The following is a 24272-nucleotide window of genomic DNA, read 5'->3' on the forward strand; positions in this document are numbered from 1 at the left end:
GCGGACGGCCGCCTGACGCGCGTCAGGCGCGGGGCGCCCTGGACCGGCCGCCGCCGCCACCGCCACCACGGCCGCCGGCACCGCCACCACCGCCGCCGCCACCGCCGCGCCGGCGACGGCGGGACGAGGACGCGGACGACGACTTGGCGGACTTGGACGGGGGGTTCTGGCGCTGCGCGGGCGGCGGTGTCACCACGACGGGCACGCCGGACGGCTTGCGGGCGCCGGTGATCCGGGTGAGCTCGGCCTCGCCGGAACGCACCGCCGTGGTCGTCGGTCTGATGCCCGCGTCGGCCATCAGACCGTCCACCGCCCGGCGCTGGTGGGGCAGGACGAGGGTGACCACGCTGCCGGACTCCCCGGCGCGCGCGGTGCGCCCGCCCCGGTGCAGGTAGTCCTTGTGGTCGGTCGGCGGGTCGACGTTCACGACCAGGTCGAGGTCGTCCACATGGATGCCCCGGGCCGCGACGTTGGTGGCCACGAGCACCGTGACGTGGCCGTCCTTGAACTGGGCCAGGGTGCGGGTGCGCTGCGGCTGGGACTTGCCGCCGTGCAGCGCGGAGGCGCGCACCCCGCTGCGCAGCAGGTGCTTGGTGAGCCGGTCGACGGCGTGCTTGGTGTCCAGGAACATGATCACGCGGCCGTCGCGCGCGGCGATCTCCGTCGTCGTGGCGGCCTTGTCGGCGTCGCCCACGTGCAGGACGTGATGCTCCATCGTGGTGACCGCGCCGGCCGACGGGTCCACCGAGTGGACGACCGGGTCGTGCAGGTAGCGGCGTACGAGTGCGTCGACGTTGCGGTCGAGGGTGGCGGAGAAGAGCAGCCGCTGGCCGTCCGGGCGTACCTGGTCGAGCAGGGCCGTGATCTGCGGCAGGAAGCCCATGTCGGTCATCTGGTCGGCCTCGTCCAGGACCGTGATGGCGACCTGGTCGAGCCGGCAGTCCCCGCGGTCCACGAGGTCCCTCAGCCGGCCGGGGGTGGCGACGACGACCTCGGCACCGCCGCGCAGGGCGTTGATCTGGCGCCGGATCGGCATGCCGCCGACGACCGTGGCGAGCCGCAGGTCGAGGGCGCGGGCGTACGGCGTGAGCGCGTCCGTCACCTGCTGGGCGAGCTCCCGGGTGGGGACGAACACGAGGGCGAGCGGCTGTCCGGGCTCGGCCCGGCGCCCGGCGGTGCGGGCGAGCAGGGCGAGACCGAACGCCAGGGTCTTGCCCGAGCCGGTGCGGCCGCGGCCCAGGACGTCACGACCGGCCAGCGAGTTCGGCAGGGTCGCGCCCTGGATGGGGAACGGCACGGTCACGTCCTGCGCGGCGAGGGTCGCCAGGACCGGCTGCGGCAGGGGGAGTTCGGCGAAGTCGGTGACGGCCGGCAGCGGCGGGGTCCCGCCGGTCGGCAGCCGGTACTCGGTGCTGCGTCCGCCGCCGGAACCCCCGGATCCGCCGGAGCCCTTGGCGCGGTTCGACGGGTTCGAACGGCCCCGGCCGCCGGCGGAGGAGCCGCCGCTCTTGCCGGCGTGGAAGGAACGGCTGTTCCTGCGTGTGGTGCTGCGGTTCATACGGAACCTTCCCCGAGAACGAAGTGACGGACAGGTGACGGACAGCGGAAAAAAGTCCGATCACATGGACGTCTCGGACGTTCCTGAGACAGCGCTGGGGCCCGCACCCAAGGTGCGGGCCCCAGCGTCGTCGCACGGGTCAGCTTCAGGCGGGAACGATGTTCTCCGCCTGAGGGCCCTTCTGGCCCTGCGTGACGTCGAAGCTCACCTTCTGGCCTTCCTGCAGCTCACGGAAGCCCTGGGTGGCGATGTTCGAGTAGTGGGCGAACACGTCGGCGCCGCCACCATCCTGCTCGATGAAGCCGAAGCCCTTTTCCGAGTTGAACCACTTCACGGTGCCAGTAGCCATAACGATTTCTCCTTAGGGGAAATACCTGGGCCCGCACTGCGCGGACCTCGCGTCGCCGCGATGATCATCCCATCCGGAGAAAAACCGGCAACACAAACGCGCTCTGCCCGTCAGAAAAAACAGGCGAAGCGCTGAAGGTTTCGGGAACCACAACTGCAACAGATATCGACACTAGCATGGCACCGCCAGCGCCGCCCAGAAATTTCCGCCGGACGTGGGCAGGCCCACAAAAATGTCGCGGAGAATTTTTCAGAAATTTCCCGGCGGCGTGGCGTGTCGGGTCGTCGTCGTCGGCTCAGGCGTTGGGGCGCTTGCCGTGGTTGGCCTTCTTGCCCTTGCGCGCACGCCGCTTGTTGCCTCGCTTCGACATATCGCCCATCTCCCTCGCCGTGGGTGACCACGGCCTCGTCCGGGTACCTGGGGGCACCTCATGCCGTCGCCAGTCTAGGTTCGGCCCCGCCCCGCCGCACGGCGGGAAACGCGTCGCGGGGCCGTCCCCGGCTCAGTGGCCCGCGGTCAGCTGCCCCGCGAGCTTGTCGTGCATCTCGGCGCTGGGCTCGTTCAGGCCGACGATGGTGACCTTCTTGCCGCGCTGGGCGTACTTGGTCTCTATGGCGTCGAGGGCGGCGACGGAGGAGGCGTCCCAGATGTGGGCGTCGGAGAGGTCGATGACGACGTCGTCCGGGTCGCCCTTGTAGTCGAACTGGTAGACGAGGTCGTTGGAGGAGGCGAAGAACAGCTCGCCGGTGACCGCGTAGACGACCTGGTTGCCGTCGGGGTCGACGACTCCGGTGACCTGGGCGAGGTGGGCGACCCGCTTGGCGAAGATCACCATGGCGGTGATCGAGCCGACGATCACGCCGATGGCGAGGTTGTGCGTGGCGACGACGACGGCGACGGTGACGGCCATGACGGCGGTCTCGCCGAGCGGCATCCGCTTCAGCGTCTTGGGGTGGACGGAGTGCCAGTCGAAGGTGGCGACCGACACCATGATCATGACGGCGACCAGGGCGGCCATCGGGATGTCGGAGACGACGGGTCCGAAGACCACGCACAGGACCATCAGGAAGGCACCGGCCAGGAAGGTCGACAGCCGGGTCCTGGCACCGGACACCTTCACGTTGATCATGGTCTGGCCGATCATCGCGCAGCCGCCCATGCCGCCGAAGAAGCCGGTGATGACGTTGGCGATGCCCTGCCCGAGGGACTCGCGGGTCTTGTTGGAGTGGGTGTCGGTGATGTCGTCGACCAGCTTGGCCGTCATCAGCGACTCCATCAGGCCGACCAGGGCGAACGCGAAGGCGTACGGGGCGATGGTGGTCAGCGTGTCCAGCGTGAACGGCACGTCGGGCAGCCCCGGCACCGGCAGGGATGAGGGCAGGTCGCCCTTGTCGCCCACGGTCGGCACCGCGATGCCGGCACCGATCGTGATGACGGTCAGGATGACGATGGAGACCAGCGGCGCCGGGATCACGGTCGTGATCTTCGGGAAGAACACCATGAGGGCCAGACCGCCGATGATCAGCGGATAGACCGGCCAGGGCACGTCCCGCATCTCGGGGACCTGGGCCATGAAGATCAGGATCGCGAGCGCGTTGACGAAGCCGACCATGACGCTGCGCGGGACGAACCGCATCAGCTTGGCGACACCCAGCGCGCCCAGGGCGATCTGCATCAGACCGCCGAGGATGACGGCGGCGATGAGGTAGCCGAGGCCGTACTCGCGGTTCAGCGGGGCGATGACCAGGGCGATGGCGCCCGTGGCGGCGGAGATCATCGCCTTGCGGCCGCCCACCACCGAGATCACCACGGCCATCGTGAACGAGGCGAACAGGCCGACGGCCGGGTCGACACCCGCGATGATCGAGAACGAGATCGCCTCGGGGATCAGGGCCAGGGCCACGACCAGGCCGGCCAGCACCTCGGTGCGGAAGACCTTCGGGGAGGCGAGCCAGTCGGGCTTCGACAGGCGCGGCTTCGGGGCAGCGGACAGCGGTGAGGACATGCGACCGTTTCTGTTCGGGCGCACGCGACCACGACCGCTGGACGCACGCGCGCTTCGTACACGACTCCGTCACGAGTCCGTGACCGAGGGAGTCCCGGCGGCCCGGCCACGACGGGGGCCCTGCCGGTGGGGAGTGACAGCCGGTGCGGCCGCCGGTCGGGCATCATTGCCCGGAAGCTGTGGGGCGCCGCTCCGGGCCTGCCCTGTCGGGGGCCGCACGGAACAGCGAACACGGTGACTCTACCCTGACGTGAGGGCAGAGTGCGAGTCCCGGCTTGCGGAACAGAGGCCGACAGGCCCAGCGACCTGTGATTCCAGATACGTAAGCTGGAGCACTTCGAACGTTCGATCGCCGTGCATGCGGTGGACCACTGAAGGAGAAGGCGCGGCGATGACGGACCAGCGGCGGCGGATGCAGATCGGCGAGGTGGCCGACAGGACCGGGCTGTCGCTGCGCACCATCCGCCACTACGAGGACGTCGGCCTCGTCACCCCCTCCGCCCGCAGCAAGGGGGGCTTCCGCCTCTACACGGAGGCGGACGTCGAACGCCTCATGGTCGTCCGCCGGATGAAGCCGCTGGACTTCTCCCTGGAGGAGATGCGGGACCTGCTGGACATCACCGACCGGATCGCCGACACGGAGGACCCGCCGTCGGACGACGAGCGCGTACGGCTCCGCGAGCGGCTGGACGCGTACCGGAAGGTCGCCGACGCGCGCTGCGAGACGCTGCGCGCCCAGCTCATGGCCGCCGAGGACTTCGCCGCGACACTGCGCCGCCGACTGGAGGCCGGCGCGGGCGGCCGCGCCTGACGCTCCGGGCCGCCGGCCCCCGGGGCCGCGCTCGCTCCGCCCTTCCCGAGCCGGGGAGGGGCTACGGATCCACCCCTGCCCGGGAACGACGAATGGAAGCAGGCCGACCGGGTCGGCGAGCACTCCTACTCTAACGCGACGGGAGAGTGTCGTGGCAAGTCCCGGGCGCGACCCGAACGCCGACTCCCGTCGTCACGCCACGGGTTGGAGCGTCCACGGCAGCGTGCCCGGCGCCCCCGGGTCCAGCAGGGCCAGCGCCTGCGTACCGTCGGGGGCGGCCGCGCCGACACCGAGGACGAGACCGGATCCGGGGAGCGCGAGGGCGTGCCCGCCGGTCGGCCCCGAAGTCGGCACCCACCGCTGCCCGTTGACGTCCGCGCACGCCAACTGCATGACGAGCCGGTCCTGTTCGCTGCCGTGCAGGCACTTGCCGGAGTGCACGGCCTCGATCCGTACGGAGCCGTCGCCCGCGTCGGCGATCCGCCACTGCTGGTTGGCCGCGCCGTGCTGCTGCCAGGCGATGACGGGCGCCCCGTCGTCCAGGGAGGCGGCCGCGACGTCGGCGGCCCTGCCCGTGCCGGGGTCGAGCAGCAGATACGTTCCGGCCGGGACGGGCGGCGGGACGACGGTCGGCGACGGCGAGGGGGACGGGGACACGGACGCCGACCGCGCGGCCGGGGCGGCTTCCGGCGAGGTGTCGCCGGCCGGCGGGGTGACCGGCGCCTGCGCCGACCCGGCCCCGTCGGCGGCGCCGTCGCCGCTCAGCACGGCGCCGATGGCCAGGCCCGCGGCCGCGCACACGACGATCAGCGCGCCCGCGATCACCATGCGGCCGGGGCCGCGGCGTGCGGGGCGACGGCGGCCCGCCGGGGCGGTGGCCCGCCTCGCGGGCGCCGGGTCGTCGACGTCGATACGGGGCAGGGGCCGGGTCGCCTCCACGGGCACGGGAACGCCCGGCGGCAGGGGCGCGCCAGGCGGCAGGGGAGCACTCGGCCGCAGGGGAGCACTGGGCCGCGGGGGCGCGCCGGATGGCAGGGGGGCGATGACCTCGGTCGCGTCCGGGTCGTAGGCCTGCGGCGGTGGCGGGGCCGCGGCAGGCTGGTACGGCTCGTACGGCTCGTTCACCGACGCTCCTCTGGCTGGATGGGCGCTACGAAGTCACGGGGGACAGTAGCCGGTTGCCCTGGGCGTCCGCCGCCGGGGCATCGGGCGCTCGCCGCCGTCCAAGTCCAGCGTGACCCTGGGCCGGCCGACTCCGAGCCTCGGCCCGCGCAGGCGGACGACGAACGGCCGCACCGGCTCGTCGGCCAGCTCACCCGCGACGGTGGCCGTGCCGCCCCGGCGCTCCGCGAGGTATCCGATCACCTTGCCGTCGACCAGCAGCTCGACCGCACCGTGTCGCCCGGGTGCGAGGTTCACGGTGATGGAGTGGCCCGAGACGTCGAGGTGGTAGTGGCTGCCGCCGTTCATGGCACACCTCCGGTCTCCAGCGTAGGGCCGTGCCCGCGACACCGGCCCGGGAGGCCCTATCGCCGACACACCCGCCGTATACAGTGCGAAGATCGCATCAATCGCATGAATTCGAGTGGGTGGGGGCTGTCATGGCACTGTTCGGGAACGCGCACACCGTCGACCCGGCGACGGCACAGCAGGACTACGCCAGGCTGCTGGGGCAGGACGAGCGGGTGCACGCCGCGTTCCTGCTGATCCGCGACACCATCCTCTTCACCGACCGCCGGCTGATCCTGGTGGACAAGCAGGGGATCACCGGCAAGAAGGTGGAGTACCACTCGGTTCCGTACCGGAGCATCACCCACTTCGCGGTGGAGACCGCGGGCACCTTCGACCTCGACGCCGAGCTCAAGATCTGGATCTCGGGCAACCCGGCCCCGATCCAGAAGACGTTCACCAAGGGCGTCGACATCTACGAGGTGCAGGCGATCCTGACGCAGTTCGTGGCCCGCTGACGAGGACGACTCGCACGACGGACACGACCTGGCAAGGCGCTACTGGGCGCTCCTAGGCGCTCGGCAGGGTGTGCGGGGCTTCGCCGGGGGCGACACCGGTCGGGTGGGTCACCCGGTTGCCGACGCTGCGGTAGGTGAGCGGGAGGCCCGCGAGCCGCTGCGGCAGCAGGCAGTTCTTGCCGTCGACCACGACGGCCGGGGGGACGAGCTCACCGGCCAGCCACACCCAGTCGGCCTCGATGATCTCCGGCCATTCCGTGATGACGACGGCGGCCCGCGCGCCCCGCACGGCGGTGGCCAGGTCCGTGCACGGGGTGGCGCCGGGGAACAGCGTGGCGAGCTGCCCGGCGTCCATGGACGGGTCCCACACGCGGACGCCCGCCGACTCGGCCAGCAGCTGCGGCACCACCGCCCGGCTCGGCGCGGCGCGCATGTCGTCGCTCCACGGTTCGTAGCGGGCGCCCAGGACGGCGACCTCGCTGCGGGCGAGGTCATCGCCGATCTCCTGGCGCAGGACGTCCCGGACCAGGCCCGGCTGTGCGCGGTTGGTGTCGATGGCCGCGTCCAGCAGCGGGGTCGGGATGCCCCGGGTGCGCGACCACCGCGCGAGGGCGGCGGTGTCCTTCGGCAGGCACGAGTCGCCGAAGCCCAGCCCCGGCTGGAGGAACGCGTGCCCGATCCGCGGGTCGTGGCCCACGGCCTGCATCACCTGGTCGGTGTTCAGGTCGGGCGCCGAGCAGAGCCGGGCGAACTCGTTGGCGAAGCTGATCTTCATGGCGAGGAAGGCGTTGCTGGCGTACTTGGTCATCTCGGCGGTCGCCGGGGTCGTCACGACCCAGGGGCAGGCGAGCGCCCCGTACAGCTCGCGCAGCACCAGCGCGACCGGCTGCGCCCACAGCCCGGCGACCACGCGGGACGGCGTCGTCCAGTCGTCCAGCGCGCTGCCCTGGTTGAGGAACTCGGGGTTGTAGGCGAACCGTTCCCGCAGTCCCGGATACGCCTCCACGAGCCGGTCGCTCGTGCCGGGCGGCACGGTGGACTTGAGCACCACGTGCGGCACGGGGACCAGCGCGGCCGCCTCCGCGAACGCGGCCGTCACCTGCGTCAGGTCGGCGGTGCCGTCGTCGGCGGGCGGTGAACCGACCGTGATCAGCACGACGTCGAAGGGCTCGTTCATGTGCGCGGGTGCCAGGTCGGGCGCGAACTGGAGCCGTCCGGTGCCCAGCGCCAGCGACAGCTCCTCCTGCAGCCCCGGCTCGGAGACCGGGGCGCGGCCCGCGACCAGCGCGTCCAGGCGTGCGACGTCCTTCTCGACACCGGTCACCCGGTGCCCCTGCCGGGCCAGGGCGACCGCACCGGTCACACCGACGTACCCCTGGCCGACCACGGCGACACGCATGCGCCACTCCCGTCGTTCGATGGCGGCAGCACGCTCCGGCGCCGCTTCTTTCGCGCTGTCGTCAGCCTGCCCGCGCGGCTCGGGACCGGCCACCGAGCCCGCGCAAACGGGCGACGGGCCCGGGAACAGCGCTGGTCAGGGCCGGCCGAGGCGCGGGCGGGCCGGCAGTGCGGGGAGTACGCGAGCGACGCGGCCGGCCAGTGCGGCGCAGCCGGCGCCGACGCGGCCGGCCAGTGCGGCGTAGCCCACGCCGACGGTGAGGGCGGCGGCGAAGGCCAGCCACCCCGATATGTGGTCGATGCGCGGGTAGATCTGCCAGTGCGTCAGATAGATGTACAGCGAGCTGCCCGCGAGGACGCCCGCCAGCCGGTTGACCGGGCCGAGGCTCGGCACGGTCGGCACCCACACCAGCAGCGCGAAGCCCGCCACGATCAGGGCGTCGCGGGCCGGCTCGCCGGGGAACAGCCCGGGGACGGTGAGCAGCGCGGCGGCGGTGACCAGCCACCGCTGTCCCGCCGTGGCCGCCTTCGCCGCGGCCCAGCCCAGGGCGAACAGCCACGGCACCACGACCGCCGCCGGCAGATGGGTGTGCTCCCGCAGGCCCAGGAGGTCGTAGCGGGTGAGCAGCCCGGCCGCCGCCAGGGCCATGGGCAGGCCGAACGGGAAGCGGCGCTCCAGCCGGTCGACGGCGGGCACGCTCAGCAGCGCGACCGCGGCGAGCAGCAGGAACACCAGGGTCTCGATGAACCAGAACGCCGGTACGTGGTCGGGGCGCGGCGGCAGGAAGGACTCGAACAGGAAGACCGTGGCCAGGCGGTAGTCCTCGGTGGCGAGGTACGCGAGGGTGATCCAGACGACGCTGGGGACGACGATCCGCCGGACGCTGGTCAGCATGTGCCGGACGCGGGCGGTGCGCCCGGCGGACGTGAGGTGGAACCGGGCGAGGTTGAACCCGGCGACCGCGAGCAGCAGATGGGCGCCGCCCTTGATGTGGAAGACGGGTATGTGCGAGCCGACGATGAAGACGATCGCCAGGGCGCGCAGCGCGATACCGGTCTCCAGCCGGCGCCCGCCGGAGGGTATCCGCAGGCGACGGGCGAGACCGGCGAGGCGGCCTGGCCCGGACGCCGCCCGGGGACCGGCGGGTCCGGTGCTGCCCGCACGGGGCCGGGTGGCCGCCTCGTGCAGAGCGCGGATCGGCAGCGTGTGCCAGTCGGCGGGGAGCCGGCCGAGCGCCTCCTCCAGGTTGAGCGACATCTCCACGTACGACAGGGAGTCACCGCCCAGGCCGGTGAAGCTGCTGTCCTCGGTGACGTCCGGCCGGTCCAGGACGGTCGCGTACAGCCGGCACAGCTCCGCCACCCCGGTCGCGGTCTCGCGCGCGTCGCCGGACACCCCGTCACCCGCAGCCCCGCCACCCGCCGGGTCATCGCCGGGCGGGTCGTCGGCGCGCGAGGCCGCCAGGGCGCGGACGGCCCGGTAGTCGGGCTTCCCGCTGGCCAGCCGGGGGAGTTCGGCGACCGTACGGACATGGACCGCGCTCGGCGGCAGCCCGCACATCGCGGTCACGAGGCGCCGCACACCGGCCTCGTCCACGGAGTCCACGGAGTCCACGGAGTCCACGGAGCTCACGCAGCCCACGGAGCTCACGGTGGCCGGGGCCTCCGGGCCCTCCGGGGCGGCGACCGCGGCGACCGCGACGACCAGGCCGTCGTCTGCGCCGGTGACGCACGCCGTGAGGCCCTCGTCCGCGAGCCTCGCCTCGATGCGCTCCGGGTCGATCCGCAGCCCCAGGATCTTCGCGAACCTGCTGACGCGGCCCACCACTTCGTACAGCTCGCCGTGCGCGTCGTCGTGGACGCGGCGGCCGATGTCGCCGGTGCGCAGCTCGTCGACGGTGCGGCCGAGCGCCAGGTCGGCGGGGGTCTCGGCGTAGCCGAGCATCACGTTGGGGCCCGAGTAGACGAGTTCGCCGGTGTCGGGCTCCGCCCACTCGGGGTGCGGCAGGAGCCGGAAGGAGCCGCCGGGGACCGGGACGCCGATGGCTTCCGGCCGCCGCGCCGCCGCCTCGGGCGGCAGGTACGCCATCCGGGCGGTCGCCTCGGTCTGGCCGTACATGACGAACAGCCGCCAGCCCCGGCTCTCGCCGAGCGCGGCGTAGCGGGCGACCCGGTCGGGCTCCAGTCGGCCGCCGGCCTGGGTGACGTACCGCAGGTGCGGGAGGTCCATGGCGGCGAAACCGATCCGGTCGAGCAGGTCGAACGTGTACGGGACGCCCGCGAACGTCGTGCCCCGGCCCGCGCGGAACCGGTCCCAGAAGCAGGAGTCCGACACGGACAGGTCGGTGAGGATGAGCCCCGCACCCCTGAGGAGGTGGCTGTTGACGACGGAGAGCCCGTAGCAGTAGTGCGTGGGCAGGGTGGTGGCCGCGCGGTCGTCGGGGCGGATGTCCAGGTACGCGGCGATGGACTCGGCGTTGGACTGGAGGTTCTCGCGGGAGAGCCGGACCAGTTTCGGTGAGCCGGTCGAGCCGGACGTGCTCAGCAGCAGCGCCAGATCGGGGTGGAGGGTGTGCGTGGTGCCGGGCCTCCGCTCCTCGACGGTCCAGCGGCCGTCGGCGTCGGGCCGGGCGACGACGTCCGGGTCGTACGCGTCGGTGAGGGCGCGCACCGCCTCGGGGTTGTCGCCGGGGACGAGCAGCACGGGGTGGCCGGCGGCGAGCGCGGCCAGGTAGCCGGCGAGGGCGTCGGGCGTCCGGTCGCCGGTGAGCAGCACCAGGCGCCGGACGGGACCGAGCAGCTCGGCGGCGCGCGTCACCCGTTCGGCGAGTTCGCGGTAGGTCAGCTCGCCGTCGTGGGTGAGCAGGGCGGTGCGCTCGCCGAACGCCGCGAGGCGGCGGGCGAAGGGCACCCCGGCTCGGACGTCCGGGAGCAGGTCGGGGAGGAGCACGGGCGAATCTTAGGAAAGCCTTACTTGGCTGAAAAGGCACGGAAGGGTCACGGAACCGCGTAGGGCGCAGCGGAGGGAAATCTGCGCTGATCCGTTATCCCACCGTTGTTGACGGTGAGGTTAGGTTTACCTTATTCATAGATCGTTCACAAACTTCGTACTGGCTTGATCTTTTCGTCCGGTCACGCGTCGCTCCCACCCGTCGCTCCCTCGCGTCGCGCCCTGTCAGGAAGGCCCCTCATGCGCCGCTTCTCGGCCCGCCGTCTCGCCGCCGTCACCGCGGCAGGTCTGCTCCTGCCCCTGCTCGGGGCGTGCTCCGGCGAACCGGCCGGCCTCGTGATCTACTCCGGCCGCAACGAGAACCTCGTCAAGCCGCTGATCGAGAAGCTGGAGAAGTCCCTCGGCACGACCGTCGAGGTCCGCTACGGCGACAGCGCCGAGCTCTCCGCGCAGATCCTGGAGGAGGGCGACAAGACCGAGGCCGGGCTGTTCCTCTCGCAGGACGCCGGCGCGCTCGGCGCGCTGTCCAACGAGGGCCGCCTGGCCGCGCTGCCCAAGGCCACGCTGGACAAGGTCTCCGCCGCCCACCGGGGAGCGGCCGGTGACTGGGCCGGCGTCAGCGGCCGCGTCCGCGTCCTCGCGTACCACCCGGACAAGGTGGCGACGCCGCCCGACAGCGTCCACGACCTGGTGAAGCCCGAGTGGAAGGGCAAGATCGGCTACGCCCCGGCCAACGCCTCCTTCCAGGCGTTCGTCACCGGCATGCGCGTCCTGGAGGGCGACGACGCCACCCGTACCTGGCTCAAGGGCCTGAAGGCCAACGACGCCAAGGCGTACGACAAGAACACCGACGTGCTGAACGCCGTCGACTCCGGCGAGGTCTCGCTCGGCCTGCTCAACCACTACTACTGGTACGAGAAGGTCGCCGAGGAGGGCGCGGACAAGGTCACCGCGAAGGTCCACTTCCTGCCGAACGGCGACCCGGGCGGCCTCGTCAACGTGGCGGGCGCCGGAGTGATCAAGGGTGCGGACGCCCAGCAGAGCGCGTACGCGCAGAAGGCCGTCGACTTCCTGCTCTCCGCCGAGGCGCAGACGTACTTCGCCGATGAGACCAAGGAGTACCCGCTGGCCGCGGGCGTCAAGGCCGCCGACGGGCTGCCGCCGCTGGCCTCGCTCCAGGCGCCCGAGATCGACCTCGGCAAGCTGGACTCGCTGAAGGAGACGCTGGCCATGCTCCAGGACGTCGGCCTCGTCTGAGGACCCGTACCGACGACGGACGACGAGGTGACAGGGTGACCACGCAGGGCGCCGTGGCGGATGCCGCACCCGACGGGCCCACCGGCCGCGACACCGGCGGCCGCGACACCGGCGGTCAGGGCAGCGGCGGCCGGGGTGCCGCGCGGCGGGGGCGGCGCGACGGGGGGCGGCCGCCCGCCGTCCTGCTCGCCACCGCCTGCCTGGCGGCCGCGCTCGCCCTGCTCCCCCTCGGCTACCTGGCCGTTCGGGCCCTGGAGCGCGGACCCGGCCACGCCTGGGACATCGTCGCCGACGAACGCACCGCCGTCCTGCTCGGCCGCAGCCTCGGCCTGGCCGCCGCCGTCGTCGCCGCGTGCCTGGTGCTCGGCGTCTCGCTGGCCTGGCTGACCACGCGGACGGCGCTGCCCGCCGCCCGCGCCTGGTCCGTGCTCGTGACGCTGCCGCTGGCCGTGCCCAGCTACGTCGCCGCGTTCGCCTGGCTGTCGGCCGCGCCCCGGCTCGCCGGGTTCACCGGCTCGGCGCTCGCCCTCACCCTGGTCAGCTTCCCGTACGTGTACCTGCCGGTCGCCGCCGCGCTGCGCGGCATCGACCCGGCACAGGAGGAGGTGTCCCGCTCGCTCGGGCACGGCCCGCTGCGCACCTTCCTGCGGGTCACCCTCCCCCAGCTGCGCCCCGCCGCCGCCGGAGGCGGACTCCTCGTCGCGCTGTACGTCCTGTCCGACTTCGGCGCCGTGTCGCTGATGCGGTACGACACGTTCACCCGCGGCATCTACACCTCCTACCGGGCCAGTTTCGACCGCACCCCGGCCGCCGCGCTCAGCGCCGTACTCGTCCTCATGACCATCGCCCTGGTCGCCGCCGAGGCCCGCACCCGGGGCCGCGCCGGCCACGCCAGGACCGGCCGGGGCACCGCGCGCCCCGCCGCCCCCGCACCGCTCGGGCGGCTGCGCGTCCCGGCGCTCGGCTGGTGCGCGGCCGTCACCGCGGCCGCCGTCCTCTTCCCGCTCGGCACCCTCGGCTACTGGCTGGCCGTGGGCAGCTCGGCGACCTGGGACCCGGCCACGCTCACCGACACCGCGCTCACCACCCTCGGGGTCGCCGCCGCCGGTGCCGCGCTCACCACCCTGCTCGCGCTGCCCGTCGGGGTGATCGCCGCCCGGTACCGGGGCCGCGCCGCCCATCTGCTGGAGCAGGCGGCGTACGCGGGACACGCGCTGCCCGGCATCACCGTCGCGCTCGCGCTCGTCTTCTTCGCTGTCCGCTACGCCCACCCCCTCTACCAGGAGGTGCCGTTGCTGGTCTGCGCGTACGCCGTGCTGTTCCTGCCGGTCGCGGTCGCCGCCACCCGGGCGGCCGTCCTCCAGGCGCCGCCCGTCCTGGAGGACGTCGCCCGGTCGCTGGGCCGTTCGCCCCTGCGGGCGCTGCGCGAGGTGACCGTGCCGCTCGCCGCGCCGGGGGTCGCCGCGGGCGCCGCCCTCACGTTCGTGGTCTGCATGAAGGAGCTGCCCGCGACGCTGCTGCTCCGCCCGACCGGCATGGACACCCTGGCCACCCGGCTGTGGACCGAGACGGGCGCCGGGTCGTACGCCGCCGCCGCTCCCTACGCCGCCGCGCTGATCCTCCTCGCGGCCGTCCCCTCCTACCTCCTCGGGAGGCACCGCTCATGACCCGGCGCACCGACGCCCCCAACGACCTGCGGATCGAGGGGCTCGTCAAGACGTACGGCCGGGACGGCAGCCCGGTCCTCGACGGGCTCGACCTGACCGTGCCCGCCGGCGCCCTGGCGGCCGTGCTCGGCCCCTCGGGCTGCGGCAAGACGACCCTGCTGCGGATCGTCGCCGGTTTCCTGCGCGCCGACGCCGGCACGGTCACCGTCGGCGGCCGGGTGCTGAGCGGGCCCGGCACGCATCTGCCGCCGGAGCGGCGCAGGGTCGGCATCGTCCCGCAGGAGGGCGCGCTGTTCCCGCACCTCAGCGTCGCCCGGAACATCGCGTTCGGGCTGACGGGCCGTGACCGGGCCGCGCGGGGGCGGCGGGTGGACGAGATGCTGGAGCTGGTCGGGCTCGCCGGGTACGGCGACCGGATGCCGCACGAACTGTCCGGCGGCCAGCAGCAGCGCGTCGCCCTGGCCCGCGCGCTGGCGCCCGAACCCGCGCTCGTCCTGCTGGACGAGCCGTTCAACGCACTGGACAGCGCCCTGCGTACGGGGGTGCGCGCCGATGTCCGCGCCGCGCTGCGCGCCACGGGCGCGACGGCCGTGCTCGTCACCCACGACCAGCAGGAGGCGCTGTCCACGGCGGACCTCGTCGCCGTCGTACGGAACGGCCGCACCGCCCAGTGCGACACGCCGCAGGAGGTCTACCGCCGGCCGGCCGACCCGTGGGTGGCCTCGTTCGTCGGCGACGCGGTCCTCCTGCCGGGCACGGTCGAGGACTCCACCGCCACCACGGCACTCGGCCGGGTCCGGCTGACCGCGCCGGGCGGGGCACGGCACGGCACGGTGCTCCTGCGCCCGGAACAGCTGCGGCTGGCCGACGCCGCCGGGGACCCGGCGGCTGGCAGGGTCGTCGACGTCCGCTTCTACGGCCACGACGCCATGGTGACGGTCGAGGTCGACGGCCTCGACGCCCCGGTCGACATCCGCACGGCGGGCCCGGTCACCGTCCGGCCGGGCGACCCGGTCGGCGTGCGGGTGACCGGCGAGGCCACCCTGCACGCGTAGGGCACCGCCGGTACGCGCGGGACCCCGGCCGCGGGCGACCGGGGTCCACAGACACGGCGGCAGGCCGGCGGCAGCACCGCCCGCCGGCCGCCCGATCAGACGGCGATGGTCGTGCCGTCGAACCGGTTGATGGTGAACTGCGCCTCCTCCAGGGTGGACTCCTTCGCCTCCCGCAGCAGGCCGATGGCGATCTCCTCACCCAGCCGGACGGACGCGCTGTAGTCGGACCGCCAGTGCACACCGGCCATGTTCCGGCCGGCGGAGATGTTGGCGGCGACCTTGTTCAGCTCGCCGCCGACCGTCAGCCGGTCGGCGTCCGCGCCGGCGTACGGCTCCAGGGCGGTGCCGTCCGTCGTCGGGACGACCGGGTCCGGCAGGACGTGCGACTCGTCGAACCACGCCTTGAGGATGGTCACGCAGGCACCCGCGACGGTGGCGTGTCCCGAGCCGTACGACGGATGCGTCGGGCTGCCCTCGGGGAACGCCTGCGGCAGCAGGTAGCTGCCGTGCTTCTCGAAGACCCGCTTGACGGCGGCGGAGTCCAGGATCCCGGCGTCGATCGGGTAGTCGCGCTGGCCGCGGAGCTGCTGGTGGACCCGGCCGCCGAACTCCTCCGGGCGCAGCCTGCGGTGCACGTACCACTTCTGGAACCACACGGCCTTCAGGGCCCGGGTGGCGACCTCGGTGACCAGCGACAGGATGTGCGGGCCGCCGTACGTCCCGAAGCCGATCTGGTTGCGGGAGAAGTTGTACGGGTTGCCCGGATCCACCGGCGCTTCCATGCCGAGCAGGATCAGCGCGGCGTTGAGGTACGCCTCGTACAGCGCGTCGAAGTGGACGTAGTGCGCCAGGTCGCGCGGGGTCTGGATGTACCGGCGGGTCGTGAGGTCCCGCTCGTCGGCCTCGGGCTCGGAGCCGTTCTGGACCTCCAGCCAGTCGCCCCACGTCGTCAGGTGGTCGACCGGGCGGACCAGCGTGTCCTGCAGCTGCGGGATGAGCAGCGTGCCGTACGGGATGTCCTTCAGCAGGAACTGCGACAGGTACGGGCCCGCCATGTCGCCCCGGGTGTCCCCGCGGAACAGCGTCTGCGGGGTGACCAGGCCGCCCTGCCGGGGCGCCCGGAAGGCGTCCATGCCGCTGAGTTCGGCCGCCGCCTCGGAGACGAGCTCGCTCTCCCCGAACCGGGTGAACAGCACGTCACGGCAGAGCGCCATCCAGTACAGCTCGACGGCCTCGGCGGAGTTCTCCGGACTGTCGACGCGCGGCGCGGGCGGGATCGACAGGGCCTGCGCGTCGGGGCCCTGCGGGTCGAACGCGAGACCGGCCTGCGGGTTGACCAGCTTGCGGGTGTCGCCGAGCGGGATCCGCTCGAAGTCCTCGAAGCTCCCGGTCGCCAGCGCCCGGCGCAGCAGGTGGTACGCGGCCGGGTCGACCTCGCCGAACTTGTCGTGCGGCAGCCCCTTGGAGTAGGAGGCGACGAACGGGTGGTCCGTCTCCTCCCCGTTGGCGCTGTGGACCGGGACGTGCCGCTGGAACTCGGCCTCGGCCGCCCGGACGCGGGCGTCACGCGCGGCAAAACGACGATCACTCATACGTATCCCCCGTATTCCCCCATGAACGAGTGGCGCTCCCTCACGCCACTCATCAAGTAAGACACCAGCCCCGCGCGCGTCGTTCCGCCGAGCCGGCAATCACCGGTATCTCCACATGTGCGGGGCGTGACTCCGTATCAACTACTCGTGGTCACCGGCCTTTTCGGCGCAGCAGGAGCCACGCGAGGACCCCGAGGAGCGCCAGGTACTCCAGCCACGCGAACAGGACGGCGAGCCCCTCGGTCATCGGCGCTCCCCCGGCCGCGCGTGCGGATCCGCCGCGGCCCGGACGGTGACGCGGCCGTCGGCGAAGGACACGACGTCCGACCCGTCGACGCGTCGGCTGCGCCGGGTCAGCAGCCGGGCCAGCAGCGCCAGCGGGGACGGCCCGACGACCTCCTTGTCGGCGTAGCCGAGCCGGTACGCGAGCGCGGAGGGGCCGAGGACCAGGGCGTCGATCCGCCAGCCGACCGCCGCCCCGGAGCCGCCGCCCTCGTCCCCTGGAGCGACCGCCCTCGTCCCCGGAGCCGCCGCCGTCCTGGCCTTCGCCGGTGTCCCGGACCAGGCGGATGTCGTGGACCTTGCCCAGGTGCCGTCCCCGGGTGTCCACGGCCTCGGCGGCGAGCAGGTCAGCCGCTCTCATGGCCCGCTCCCGGCAGCCGGCCGATCACGGTGCGGCGCAGCCGCCGCTCCAGGAGCCCGGACCGGGGGAGCTCCTCGGCACGGAGAGTGAGCACGACGGACGTGCCGAGCTCGCCGATCCGCTCCACCGGCACCGCCAGGCCCTCGCGGTGGCCGGTGAGGCGTACCGCCGCCTCCGCCCACCAGCGGCCGACGCGGCCGCCGAGACGCCGGCCGAACGCCTGCGGCCCGATGAGCAGGGCCGCGAGACGGGGCGGCCCGCCGTCGTCGGGGACGTCGAACCGCACCGACCGCAGGCACCCACAGCAGGTGGTGGACGTCCGTCAGCAGCTCGATCGCGAGGGCGACACCGCACAGTTCGGCGATCAGGGCGATGGCGTTGACCAGGTACGAGACCAGGACGGTGAGCAGCCCGAGCCGGGCGCCCATCCGCTCCCGGATCAGGTCGAAGACCGTACGGCCCGTCACCACGGCCACCCGGCCTGCCATCTCCGAGTACAGGGCGACCCCGATCACGGCGACCACGGTCACCCACACCAGGGCCAGCCCGAAGCGCGCGCCGATCAGCGCGTCCGTGACGAGGTCGCCGATGCCGATGAACCCGCCGATCGCGGTGAACACGCCCAGCGCGAGGGTGAGTACCTTCCTCACGTCGGAGTGCGTCCCTCGATCCCGCGCAGCCGTGCCGCCAGTGCGGGCAGCGGCCGGGCGATCTCGCGCAGCGCGGTCGTCGCCCCTCTGCGGGCGGCGATGCGCAGGTCGGCGAGGACGGTGCGGCACTTTGAGCACACCTTGCCGCACGCCGGTCCGGGCGCCCGCGCAACGCGCCGAGGCGCGCCCGGGTCCGGACCCGGGTCAGGAGGGGACGAGCTCCCCGGCGATCTCCTCAGCCCAGGCGTCGACGACGGGCCACTCGCGGTAGTCGCCGTAGCGCAGGCCCATGGCCTTCATCTTCATCCGCCCCGGGCGGGACAGGTGCTGGGGCTCGATGACCCCGGAGAACAGCCGGTGGCCGCGCGGCCGGAGCTGCTCCAGCAGTTCACCGGCGACCTTCTGCTCCTCCTTCGGGCCGATCGACTTCATCGGGCCGCGCAGCGCGGCCACCATCCCGACGCTGAAGATCCACAGCGGGCGGCCGGTCAGCTCGTCGCGGTGCCCCCGGGTGAAGTCCAGGGCCTCCGGGAGCCAGGCCATGTCATGGACGGCGCTGCCGATCACGAACGCGTCGTAGCCGTCCGTGCTCTTCACCGCGTCCAGCGCCTGGACGTCGGCCGTCACGCCGCGTTCCTCCAGGTCCACCGCGACGCGACGCGCGATGCTGCGCGTGGAGCCGTGGGCGGTCGCGTACCCCACGAGCACGGTCGTCATGGCCGCACCTCCATCCTCGGATGTCTTGATCCCGTACGGGTTCCAGCACCCGCACACCTTCCAGCGAACCCGGCCGCCCGGCCGGGCTGCCAGGACCGTTGGGCCCGGGGGCGGGCGCCGGCCGGCCCGGCTTCCGTGCGGGGCGGGTGACGGTTCAGCGGGGTGGCGCGGCCCCACCGGCGGGCGCGGCGGGCGTGGCGAAGGCGGCGAGCGCGGTGGCGACGGCCCGGTGTAGTTCGGCCGCGTCGGCACCGGCGCGGGAGCGCAGGTTCACGCCGAACGCGAGCAGGGCGAGGACCTCGGCGGTGGCGCCCGGGTCCGTGCCGGGGGCCAGCTGGCCCAGCGCGGCCGCCGTGCCGAGCGCGGCGCGCAGGGCCTCCCGGAGGGCACCGAACTGCCGGTCGACCAGCGCCCGGACGTCCGGGTCGCCGCTCTCCGCGCCCGTGTGGGCGTTGGCGACCATGCAGCCCCAGCGGGCGTACTCGCCCTCGCAGCGCACCGCGACGAGCCCGGCGAAGAAGTCGGCGACGGCGGGCAGGCCCCGCCCGTCCTCGGCCATGACCTGGAACGCGGCGCCCGCCCGCTCGTCGGCGTAGCGGCGCAGCGCGGCGAGGTACAGCTCGCGTTTGCCGCCGAAGGTGGCGTACAGGCTGGAGCGGTTGAGGCCGGTGACGTCCACGACGTCCTGGATGCCGGTCGATGCCATGCCCTGGCGCCAGAAGAGCCGCATGGCGGCCTCCAGGGCCGTGTCCGGGTCGAAGTGCTTGATGTCGGGCATGGGTGCGGCTCCGCCTCGCGGGCTCGGGACGACGCTTCATCGTGAAACGACTGTTTCAAGATAGCGCCGGATGTCCTGGCGCTCCAGCGTGGCCGCCGCTATCTTGAAACGGCCGTTCCAAGTTGTTCGCCGTACGAGTCCGAGCACCACCCAACTCCCGGGAGTGACAGCAAAGATGAGCCTCAACGCCGAACTGCGCGCCTTCTTCGAGACCCGGTACCCGCAGATCCCGGCCGCCGCCAGGGAGGTCATGGAGCGCTCCGGCCGGCACCTCGCCGAGTCGGGCCAGGCCGACCGCGCCCTCGCCGTCGGCGCCTCCGCGCCCCGCTTCACCCTGCCTTCCGCGACCGGCGCCACCGTGGCGCTGGACACCCTGCTCGCCGACGGCCCGGTCGTCCTCACCTTCTACCGCGGGTCCTGGTGCCCGTACTGCAACATCGCGCTGCGCTCGCTCCAGGAGCACCACGCCGGCATCACCGCGCGCGGGGCCCGGCTGGTCGCCGTGTCGCCGCAGATCCCCGACGAGTCGCTGACCCTCGCGCAGAAGCACGAGCTGACCTTCGACGTGCTCAGCGACATCGGCTCCGACACCGCCAAGCAGTACGGGCTCGCCTTCGACCTCTCCGACGAACTCGCCGAGGTCTACGCGTCGTTCGGCATCGAGCTCCAGCGGGCCAACGGCGGGCACCCGAGGACGCTGCCGCTGCCCGCCACGTACGTCGTCGACACCGACGGCCGCGTCCGCTGGGCGTTCGTGGACACCGACTACACCACCCGCGCCGAACCGGCCGACATCCTCGCCGCGCTCGACGCCCTGCGCCGGTAGGCCCGCGCCGGACCCGCCGCCGGACGCGAACCCGCCGCCGGACCGGCCGGCGGCGGGAGAGGGGACGCGAGAGGGCCGCGAGGGGGCGGCGCGGGCGGCGGTCAGCCCTCCAGCGCGCCGATCTGCTGCATCACGCCCATGTCGTCCCAGTTCCACCAGCCCTCGGCCAGCTTGCCGCCCTCGCAGCGGAACGTGGCGTGGCCGGTGCCCACGACATCGCGGCCGGTGGCCTCGATGCCCTGGTAGGAGGCCACGTGGCGGCCCTTGAAGGACATCCGCGCGCACACGATGTCACCCTCGGCCACGAGGCTCTCGATGGTGATCTGCGGCTGGAACGCGTCCGTGATCTCCTTGTTCTCCACCTTCGCCTCGGCCAGCGACAGGTCTCCGGAGGAGAGGGACGGGTCGTGCTCACGGTAGTCGGCGGTGCACAGGGCGTCCGCCGCGTCCGGGTTGTTCTTGTTGACGACCTCATCGAAGAACGCGCGGACCGCGGTCTTGTTGAGGTGCTCGTCCCGGACGACGTCGAGGTCCGTGAAGGACGGCTCGCCCTCGCAGAGCGACACCAGCTCACGGTAGATCCGGTCGGTCTCCGGCAGATGGGAGTTCTTCATCGCCTCCTCGTACGAGGGAAACTCCACGATCTCCACCACATGGGCGGAGTCGGAGCGGTCCTGGCCGACGATCGAGTGCGTGGCCGTCCGCTTGCCCCGGGTCGCTTCGACCCAGTTGTCCATCAGCTTGTTCACTGCGTCGACCTGCCTGGTGCGACAGTCGATGACCTGGACGAACGTCATGGCGCCCGCCTCCTGCGCTCGGGTTTAGGGGGGCGATTTCAGCCTAAGCCCGGCCGTTCGCGCTGTCCTTTCGGACGGCCGGACCCCAGGTCGCGCGCTCGCCCGCGCGCTCCGGTACCGGCGGATCGGGTGGACCGGGTGGACCGGGTCACGCCACGTCGGCCGTCCCCGGCTCCTCGCCCGTCGTGTTGCCGTCAACCACCGAGAACGACGCGCCCTGCGGATCGCTCAGCGCCGCCAGCCGGCCGTACGGCGTGTCCACCGGCCCGAAGCGCAGCACCCCGCCGCGCTCGGTGGCCCGCGCCACCGCCGCGTCGCAGTCGTCGACCATGAAGTACACGTTGATGTACGCCGGCACCTCGGGCGGGAAGTCGGCCCCCATCCGCATCCGCCCCAGCACGGTCTCCTCGCCGAGGTCGTACAGCCGGAAGTCCATGTCCGGGGGCTGTTCCCCGCCCACCAGCTCCTTGCCGCGATAGGAGAACACGGACTGGAAGAAGGTGTCCGCCTTCTCCGGCTCCCGGGTGTAGACCTCAGCCCACGCGTACGCGCCGGGCACGCCCATCACGTCGAAGCCCTCGTGGGTCCCCGACTGCCAGAGGCCGAACACGGTGCCGCTGGGCTCGCGGACCAGCGCCATCGCCCCGAAGTCGCCTACCCGCATCGGCTCAAGCAGCAGCTGCCCGCCGTGCTCGCGGACCCTGCGCGCCGTCTCCTCGACGTCGTCCGACGCCAGATAGAGGCACCACGCGGACGGCTGCTCCTGGCCCGGCATCGGCGGCACGATCGCCGCGACCGCCTTCCCGTCGGCGTACGCCTGGGTGTAGCCGCCGAACTGCGTCGACGCCTCACCGAACGTCCAGCCCAGCACGGAACCGTAGAAATCCCTGGCACCCTCCAGGTCGGTGAACATCGCGTCCGCCCAGCACGGTGTGCCCTCGGGTCGTACCGGCATGACCCCGCCTTCTCTCCCGCTCGACAGTCTGTCCGGTATGCCACGCTAACGAGCGATACGCCGGACCGCGCGCCGAGCGGGCGGCCGGCGACGCGGGCGCCTCGGAGGCCGGCGCGGTGGGCTTCAAGCGGGCTCAGCTGAGCTCGGCGAAGCTCTCCACCGCCCGGGTCTTGCCGGTGACGATGATGACGTCGCCCTTCTCGATCACGGTCTCGGCCGTCGCGTACGTGAAGTCCTGGCCCGAACGTTTGATGCCGACGACCGTCACGCCGTACCTGCTGCGCACCGAGCTCTGGCCCAGCGGGACCCCCGTGGCGACATCCGGGGCGACCGTCTTGACCAGCGCGTAGTCGTCGTCGAACTCGATGAAGTCCAGCATCCGGCCGGTCACCAGATGGGCGACGCGCTCGCCCATCTCGTGCTCGGGCAGCACCACGTGATGGACCCCGAGCCGCTCCAGGATCTGCCCGTGCTGGCGGCTGATGGCCTTCGCCCAGATGTTGGGCACACCCTCCTCCAGCAGGTTGGACGCGATCAGGATGCTGGCCTCGATGTCGCTGCCGATACCGACGACGGCGCTGGTGAACTCGTGCACGCCGAGTTGCTGGAGCACCTCGGGGTCGGTGCAGTCGGCGACCGCTGTGTGGGTGAGCGCGTCGCTGTGCCGCTGGACGAGCGCCGGGTCGGTGTCGATGCCGAGCACGTCCCAGCCGCGCCGGGTGAGCTCGTGGGCGAGCGAGCTGCCGAAGCGGCCGAGACCGATCACGGCGACCCGCTGGTCGCTGAGCTCCGGGTACTGGGCGGCCAGCCGCCGACGGCGTCGGCGGCGCAGGGAGTGCAGGTAGTTACCCAATGACAGGTCGCTCCTCGGGTAGCTGGTAGCGGCGGGTGCGCTCGCGCAGGGCGAGCGCCGATACCAGGGTGACCGGTCCGAGCCGGCCGACGAACATGAGCAGGATGAGGATCAATTCACCGGACGCCGGCAGGTCACCGGTGATCCCGGTGGACAGGCCGACCGTGCCGAAGGCGGACACCACTTCGAAGAGCACCGCCTCGAACGGCGCCTTCACCAGGGACAGCAGGGCGAGCGTGGCCACTATCACCAGGCCCACGCCGAGCAGGGCGACGGTGAGCGCCTGGCGCAGCGCGTGCGGGGCGAGCCGGCGCCGCATGATCGTGGTGTTGGGTTCACCGCGCACCTCGGCGACGATGGCGGCGGCCAGCACCGCGAAGGTGGTGACCTTGATACCGCCGGCCGTGCCCGCGCTGCCGCCGCCGATGAACATTAGCGTGCACGTCATCAGCAGCGTGGACGCCTCCAGGGCGCCGATGTCGATGGCGTTGAATCCGGCGGTGCGGCTCATCGCGGAGTGGAAGAAGCCGTTGAGGAGCTTCTCGCCCCAGTGGAGCGGGCCGAGCGTGCCCGGGTTGCCCCACTCCAGCAGACACGTCAGCACGGCGCCGCTGAGCAGCAGGGCGCCCGTGGTGACCAGAGTGAGCTTGGTGTGCAGGGACCAGCCGCGCCGCCCGGTCCTGCGCCGCCGGGCGCGGTGGCGGAGCAGTTCGAGCAGCACGGGGAAGCCGATGCCGCCGAGGATCACGGCGACGGCCACCGGCAGGGTCACCCAGGGGTCGGTGGCGTACGGGGTGAGGCTGTCGGCGTGCAGGCCGAAGCCCGCGTTGTTGAACGCGGACACGGCGTGGAACAGCCCGAAGTTCGCGGCGTCGGGGATGGACATGCCGTAGCCGAACCGGAACCGCAGCGCGAGCCACGCCCCGACCGCCAGCTCCACGGCGAGCGTGGTGCCGGCGACGCCGATCAGCACCCGGCGCACCTCGCCGATGCCCAGGCTCTTGGTCTCCGCCTGCGCGGTGATCTGCATGCGCAGCCGCAGTTTGCCGGAGACGAGCAGCGCGAGGAGGGAGGCCATGGTCATGATGCCGAAGCCGCCGACCTGGATCAGCGCGAGGATGACGCCCTCGCCGAAGCCGCTCCAGTACGTTCCGGTGTCCACGACCACCAGGCCCGTGACGCACACCGCCGACGTGGCGGTGAACAGGGCGGTGACGAAGCCGGTCGCCCCACCGTGCTCGGAGGCGACGGGCAGCGTCAGCAGGGCGGCGCCGGTCAGGATGACGGCCGCGAAGGCCATGACGACGGTACGGGCCGGATGGGTGGTGAACAGCGACTGCCACACCCTGGTCGCGCGTCCTGCCACTGTGCCCCGGCCCTTCCCCGTACGTACGTCGTTCCCTCCGGTGGTCCCACTCCGCGCGGCCCGCTCATGCCGGACCGG

At 72.8% G+C, this 24272-nt stretch carries 23 protein-coding genes and 1 pseudogene; 6 read left to right on the forward strand and 18 right to left on the reverse strand.

Going from position 1 to position 24272, the window contains the following annotated elements:
* Positions 1 to 22 precede the first annotated feature (22 nt).
* The 4 genes from ACGF5U_RS12880 to ACGF5U_RS12895 form a co-directional block, all read right to left on the reverse strand.
* A complete protein-coding gene (locus tag ACGF5U_RS12880; RefSeq protein ID WP_392710118.1) occupies positions 23 to 1558 on the reverse strand; it encodes a DEAD/DEAH box helicase in 1536 nt (511 codons plus the stop codon).
* 145 nt (positions 1559 to 1703) lie between these two features.
* Positions 1704 to 1907 (reverse strand): cold-shock protein, encoded by a 204-nt coding sequence (locus tag ACGF5U_RS12885; protein WP_015607926.1) that lies wholly within the window; start codon positions 1905 to 1907, stop codon positions 1704 to 1706.
* A 295-nt stretch (positions 1908 to 2202) separates the two neighbouring features.
* A complete protein-coding gene (locus ACGF5U_RS12890) occupies positions 2203 to 2277 on the reverse strand; it encodes a 50S ribosomal protein bL37 (RefSeq protein ID WP_099048249.1) in 75 nt (24 codons plus the stop codon).
* Positions 2278 to 2409: 132 nt separating this feature from the next.
* Complete coding sequence (locus ACGF5U_RS12895; protein WP_392710120.1) at positions 2410 to 3912, reverse strand: SulP family inorganic anion transporter; 1503 nt, start codon at positions 3910 to 3912, stop codon at positions 2410 to 2412.
* Between the two features lie 391 nt (positions 3913 to 4303).
* Here ACGF5U_RS12895 and ACGF5U_RS12900 point away from each other — a divergent pair, with 391 nt between their 5' ends.
* Positions 4304 to 4723, forward strand: a complete 420-nt coding sequence (locus tag ACGF5U_RS12900) for a MerR family transcriptional regulator (protein ID WP_392710122.1) — start codon at positions 4304 to 4306, stop codon at positions 4721 to 4723.
* A 192-nt stretch (positions 4724 to 4915) separates the two neighbouring features.
* Here ACGF5U_RS12900 and ACGF5U_RS12905 read toward each other — a convergent pair whose 3' ends face one another.
* Positions 4916 to 5848 (reverse strand): RICIN domain-containing protein, encoded by a 933-nt coding sequence (locus tag ACGF5U_RS12905; RefSeq protein ID WP_392710123.1) that lies wholly within the window; start codon positions 5846 to 5848, stop codon positions 4916 to 4918.
* A gap of 33 nt (positions 5849 to 5881) precedes the next feature.
* Positions 5882 to 6193, reverse strand: a complete 312-nt coding sequence (locus tag ACGF5U_RS12910; RefSeq protein ID WP_392710124.1) for a hypothetical protein — start codon at positions 6191 to 6193, stop codon at positions 5882 to 5884.
* A 131-nt stretch (positions 6194 to 6324) separates the two neighbouring features.
* Here ACGF5U_RS12910 and ACGF5U_RS12915 point away from each other — a divergent pair, with 131 nt between their 5' ends.
* A complete protein-coding gene (locus ACGF5U_RS12915) occupies positions 6325 to 6690 on the forward strand; it encodes a PH domain-containing protein (RefSeq protein WP_392710125.1) in 366 nt (121 codons plus the stop codon).
* A 52-nt stretch (positions 6691 to 6742) separates the two neighbouring features.
* Here the strand turns inward: ACGF5U_RS12915 and ACGF5U_RS12920 are convergent, their stop codons facing one another.
* Both ACGF5U_RS12920 and ACGF5U_RS12925 read right to left on the reverse strand, forming a co-directional pair.
* Positions 6743 to 8089: a UDP-glucose dehydrogenase family protein gene (locus ACGF5U_RS12920; protein ID WP_392710126.1), complete on the reverse strand. Its 1347-nt coding sequence runs from the start codon at positions 8087 to 8089 to the stop codon at positions 6743 to 6745.
* 135 nt (positions 8090 to 8224) lie between these two features.
* Positions 8225 to 11038 carry an AMP-binding protein gene (locus ACGF5U_RS12925; RefSeq protein WP_392710128.1) on the reverse strand — a complete coding sequence of 938 codons (2814 nt, stop codon included), beginning with the start codon at positions 11036 to 11038 and terminating at the stop codon, positions 8225 to 8227.
* 240 nt (positions 11039 to 11278) lie between these two features.
* On the opposite strand from ACGF5U_RS12925, the gene ACGF5U_RS12930 reads away from it, so the two are divergent.
* From ACGF5U_RS12930 to ACGF5U_RS12940, 3 genes are read left to right on the forward strand one after another with little or no spacing between them, the layout of a single operon-like run.
* On the forward strand, positions 11279 to 12295 hold the full coding sequence (locus ACGF5U_RS12930) for an iron ABC transporter substrate-binding protein (protein WP_392710129.1): 1017 nt from the start codon (positions 11279 to 11281) through the stop codon (positions 12293 to 12295).
* A 35-nt stretch (positions 12296 to 12330) separates the two neighbouring features.
* Entirely contained in the window at positions 12331 to 13962 is a 1632-nt protein-coding gene (locus ACGF5U_RS12935; protein WP_392710131.1) for an ABC transporter permease, read from the forward strand.
* Positions 13959 to 15017, forward strand: a complete 1059-nt coding sequence (locus tag ACGF5U_RS12940) for an ABC transporter ATP-binding protein (RefSeq protein ID WP_392710133.1) — start codon at positions 13959 to 13961, stop codon at positions 15015 to 15017. The genes ACGF5U_RS12935 and ACGF5U_RS12940 overlap by 4 nt, the downstream gene beginning before the upstream one ends.
* A gap of 95 nt (positions 15018 to 15112) precedes the next feature.
* Here the strand turns inward: ACGF5U_RS12940 and ACGF5U_RS12945 are convergent, their stop codons facing one another.
* From ACGF5U_RS12945 to ACGF5U_RS12970, 6 genes and pseudogenes are all read right to left on the reverse strand, one after another.
* Positions 15113 to 16609: a vanadium-dependent haloperoxidase gene (locus tag ACGF5U_RS12945; protein ID WP_392710134.1), complete on the reverse strand. Its 1497-nt coding sequence runs from the start codon at positions 16607 to 16609 to the stop codon at positions 15113 to 15115.
* 629 nt (positions 16610 to 17238) lie between these two features.
* Positions 17239 to 17538 carry a hypothetical protein gene (locus ACGF5U_RS12950; protein ID WP_392710684.1) on the reverse strand — a complete coding sequence of 100 codons (300 nt, stop codon included), beginning with the start codon at positions 17536 to 17538 and terminating at the stop codon, positions 17239 to 17241.
* A gap of 52 nt (positions 17539 to 17590) precedes the next feature.
* Positions 17591 to 17902: pseudogene (locus ACGF5U_RS12955) on the reverse strand (divalent metal cation transporter); the annotation flags it as partial.
* Positions 17899 to 18042, reverse strand: coding sequence for a hypothetical protein (locus ACGF5U_RS12960; RefSeq protein WP_392710135.1), 144 nt, complete (start codon positions 18040 to 18042; stop codon positions 17899 to 17901). The pseudogene ACGF5U_RS12955 and the gene ACGF5U_RS12960, both read right to left, overlap by 4 nt.
* Before the next feature lie 64 nt (positions 18043 to 18106).
* A complete protein-coding gene (locus ACGF5U_RS12965) occupies positions 18107 to 18619 on the reverse strand; it encodes a flavodoxin domain-containing protein (protein ID WP_392710137.1) in 513 nt (170 codons plus the stop codon).
* Between the two features lie 154 nt (positions 18620 to 18773).
* Positions 18774 to 19397 (reverse strand): TetR/AcrR family transcriptional regulator, encoded by a 624-nt coding sequence (locus ACGF5U_RS12970; RefSeq protein ID WP_392710138.1) that lies wholly within the window; start codon positions 19395 to 19397, stop codon positions 18774 to 18776.
* 175 nt (positions 19398 to 19572) lie between these two features.
* On the opposite strand from ACGF5U_RS12970, the gene ACGF5U_RS12975 reads away from it, so the two are divergent.
* The gene (locus tag ACGF5U_RS12975) at positions 19573 to 20223 is read left to right on the forward strand and encodes a peroxiredoxin-like family protein (protein ID WP_392710139.1); all 651 of its coding nucleotides are present in this window, start codon (positions 19573 to 19575) and stop codon (positions 20221 to 20223) included.
* Between the two features lie 101 nt (positions 20224 to 20324).
* Here the strand turns inward: ACGF5U_RS12975 and ACGF5U_RS12980 are convergent, their stop codons facing one another.
* From ACGF5U_RS12980 to ACGF5U_RS12995, 4 genes are all read right to left on the reverse strand, one after another.
* Positions 20325 to 21020 carry an ester cyclase gene (locus tag ACGF5U_RS12980; protein WP_392710141.1) on the reverse strand — a complete coding sequence of 232 codons (696 nt, stop codon included), beginning with the start codon at positions 21018 to 21020 and terminating at the stop codon, positions 20325 to 20327.
* Positions 21021 to 21168: 148 nt separating this feature from the next.
* A complete protein-coding gene (locus ACGF5U_RS12985) occupies positions 21169 to 21975 on the reverse strand; it encodes a VOC family protein (protein ID WP_392710142.1) in 807 nt (268 codons plus the stop codon).
* Positions 21976 to 22108: 133 nt separating this feature from the next.
* Positions 22109 to 22828, reverse strand: coding sequence for a potassium channel family protein (locus ACGF5U_RS12990; protein WP_392710143.1), 720 nt, complete (start codon positions 22826 to 22828; stop codon positions 22109 to 22111).
* Positions 22821 to 24194 (reverse strand): TrkH family potassium uptake protein, encoded by a 1374-nt coding sequence (locus ACGF5U_RS12995; protein ID WP_392710145.1) that lies wholly within the window; start codon positions 24192 to 24194, stop codon positions 22821 to 22823. Before ACGF5U_RS12995 ends, ACGF5U_RS12990 begins: the two co-directional genes overlap by 8 nt.
* Positions 24195 to 24272 lie beyond the last annotated feature (78 nt).

This window comes from Streptomyces sp. NPDC047886, assembly GCF_043204435.1.
Classification (GTDB): Bacteria; Actinomycetota; Actinomycetes; order Streptomycetales; family Streptomycetaceae; genus Streptomyces.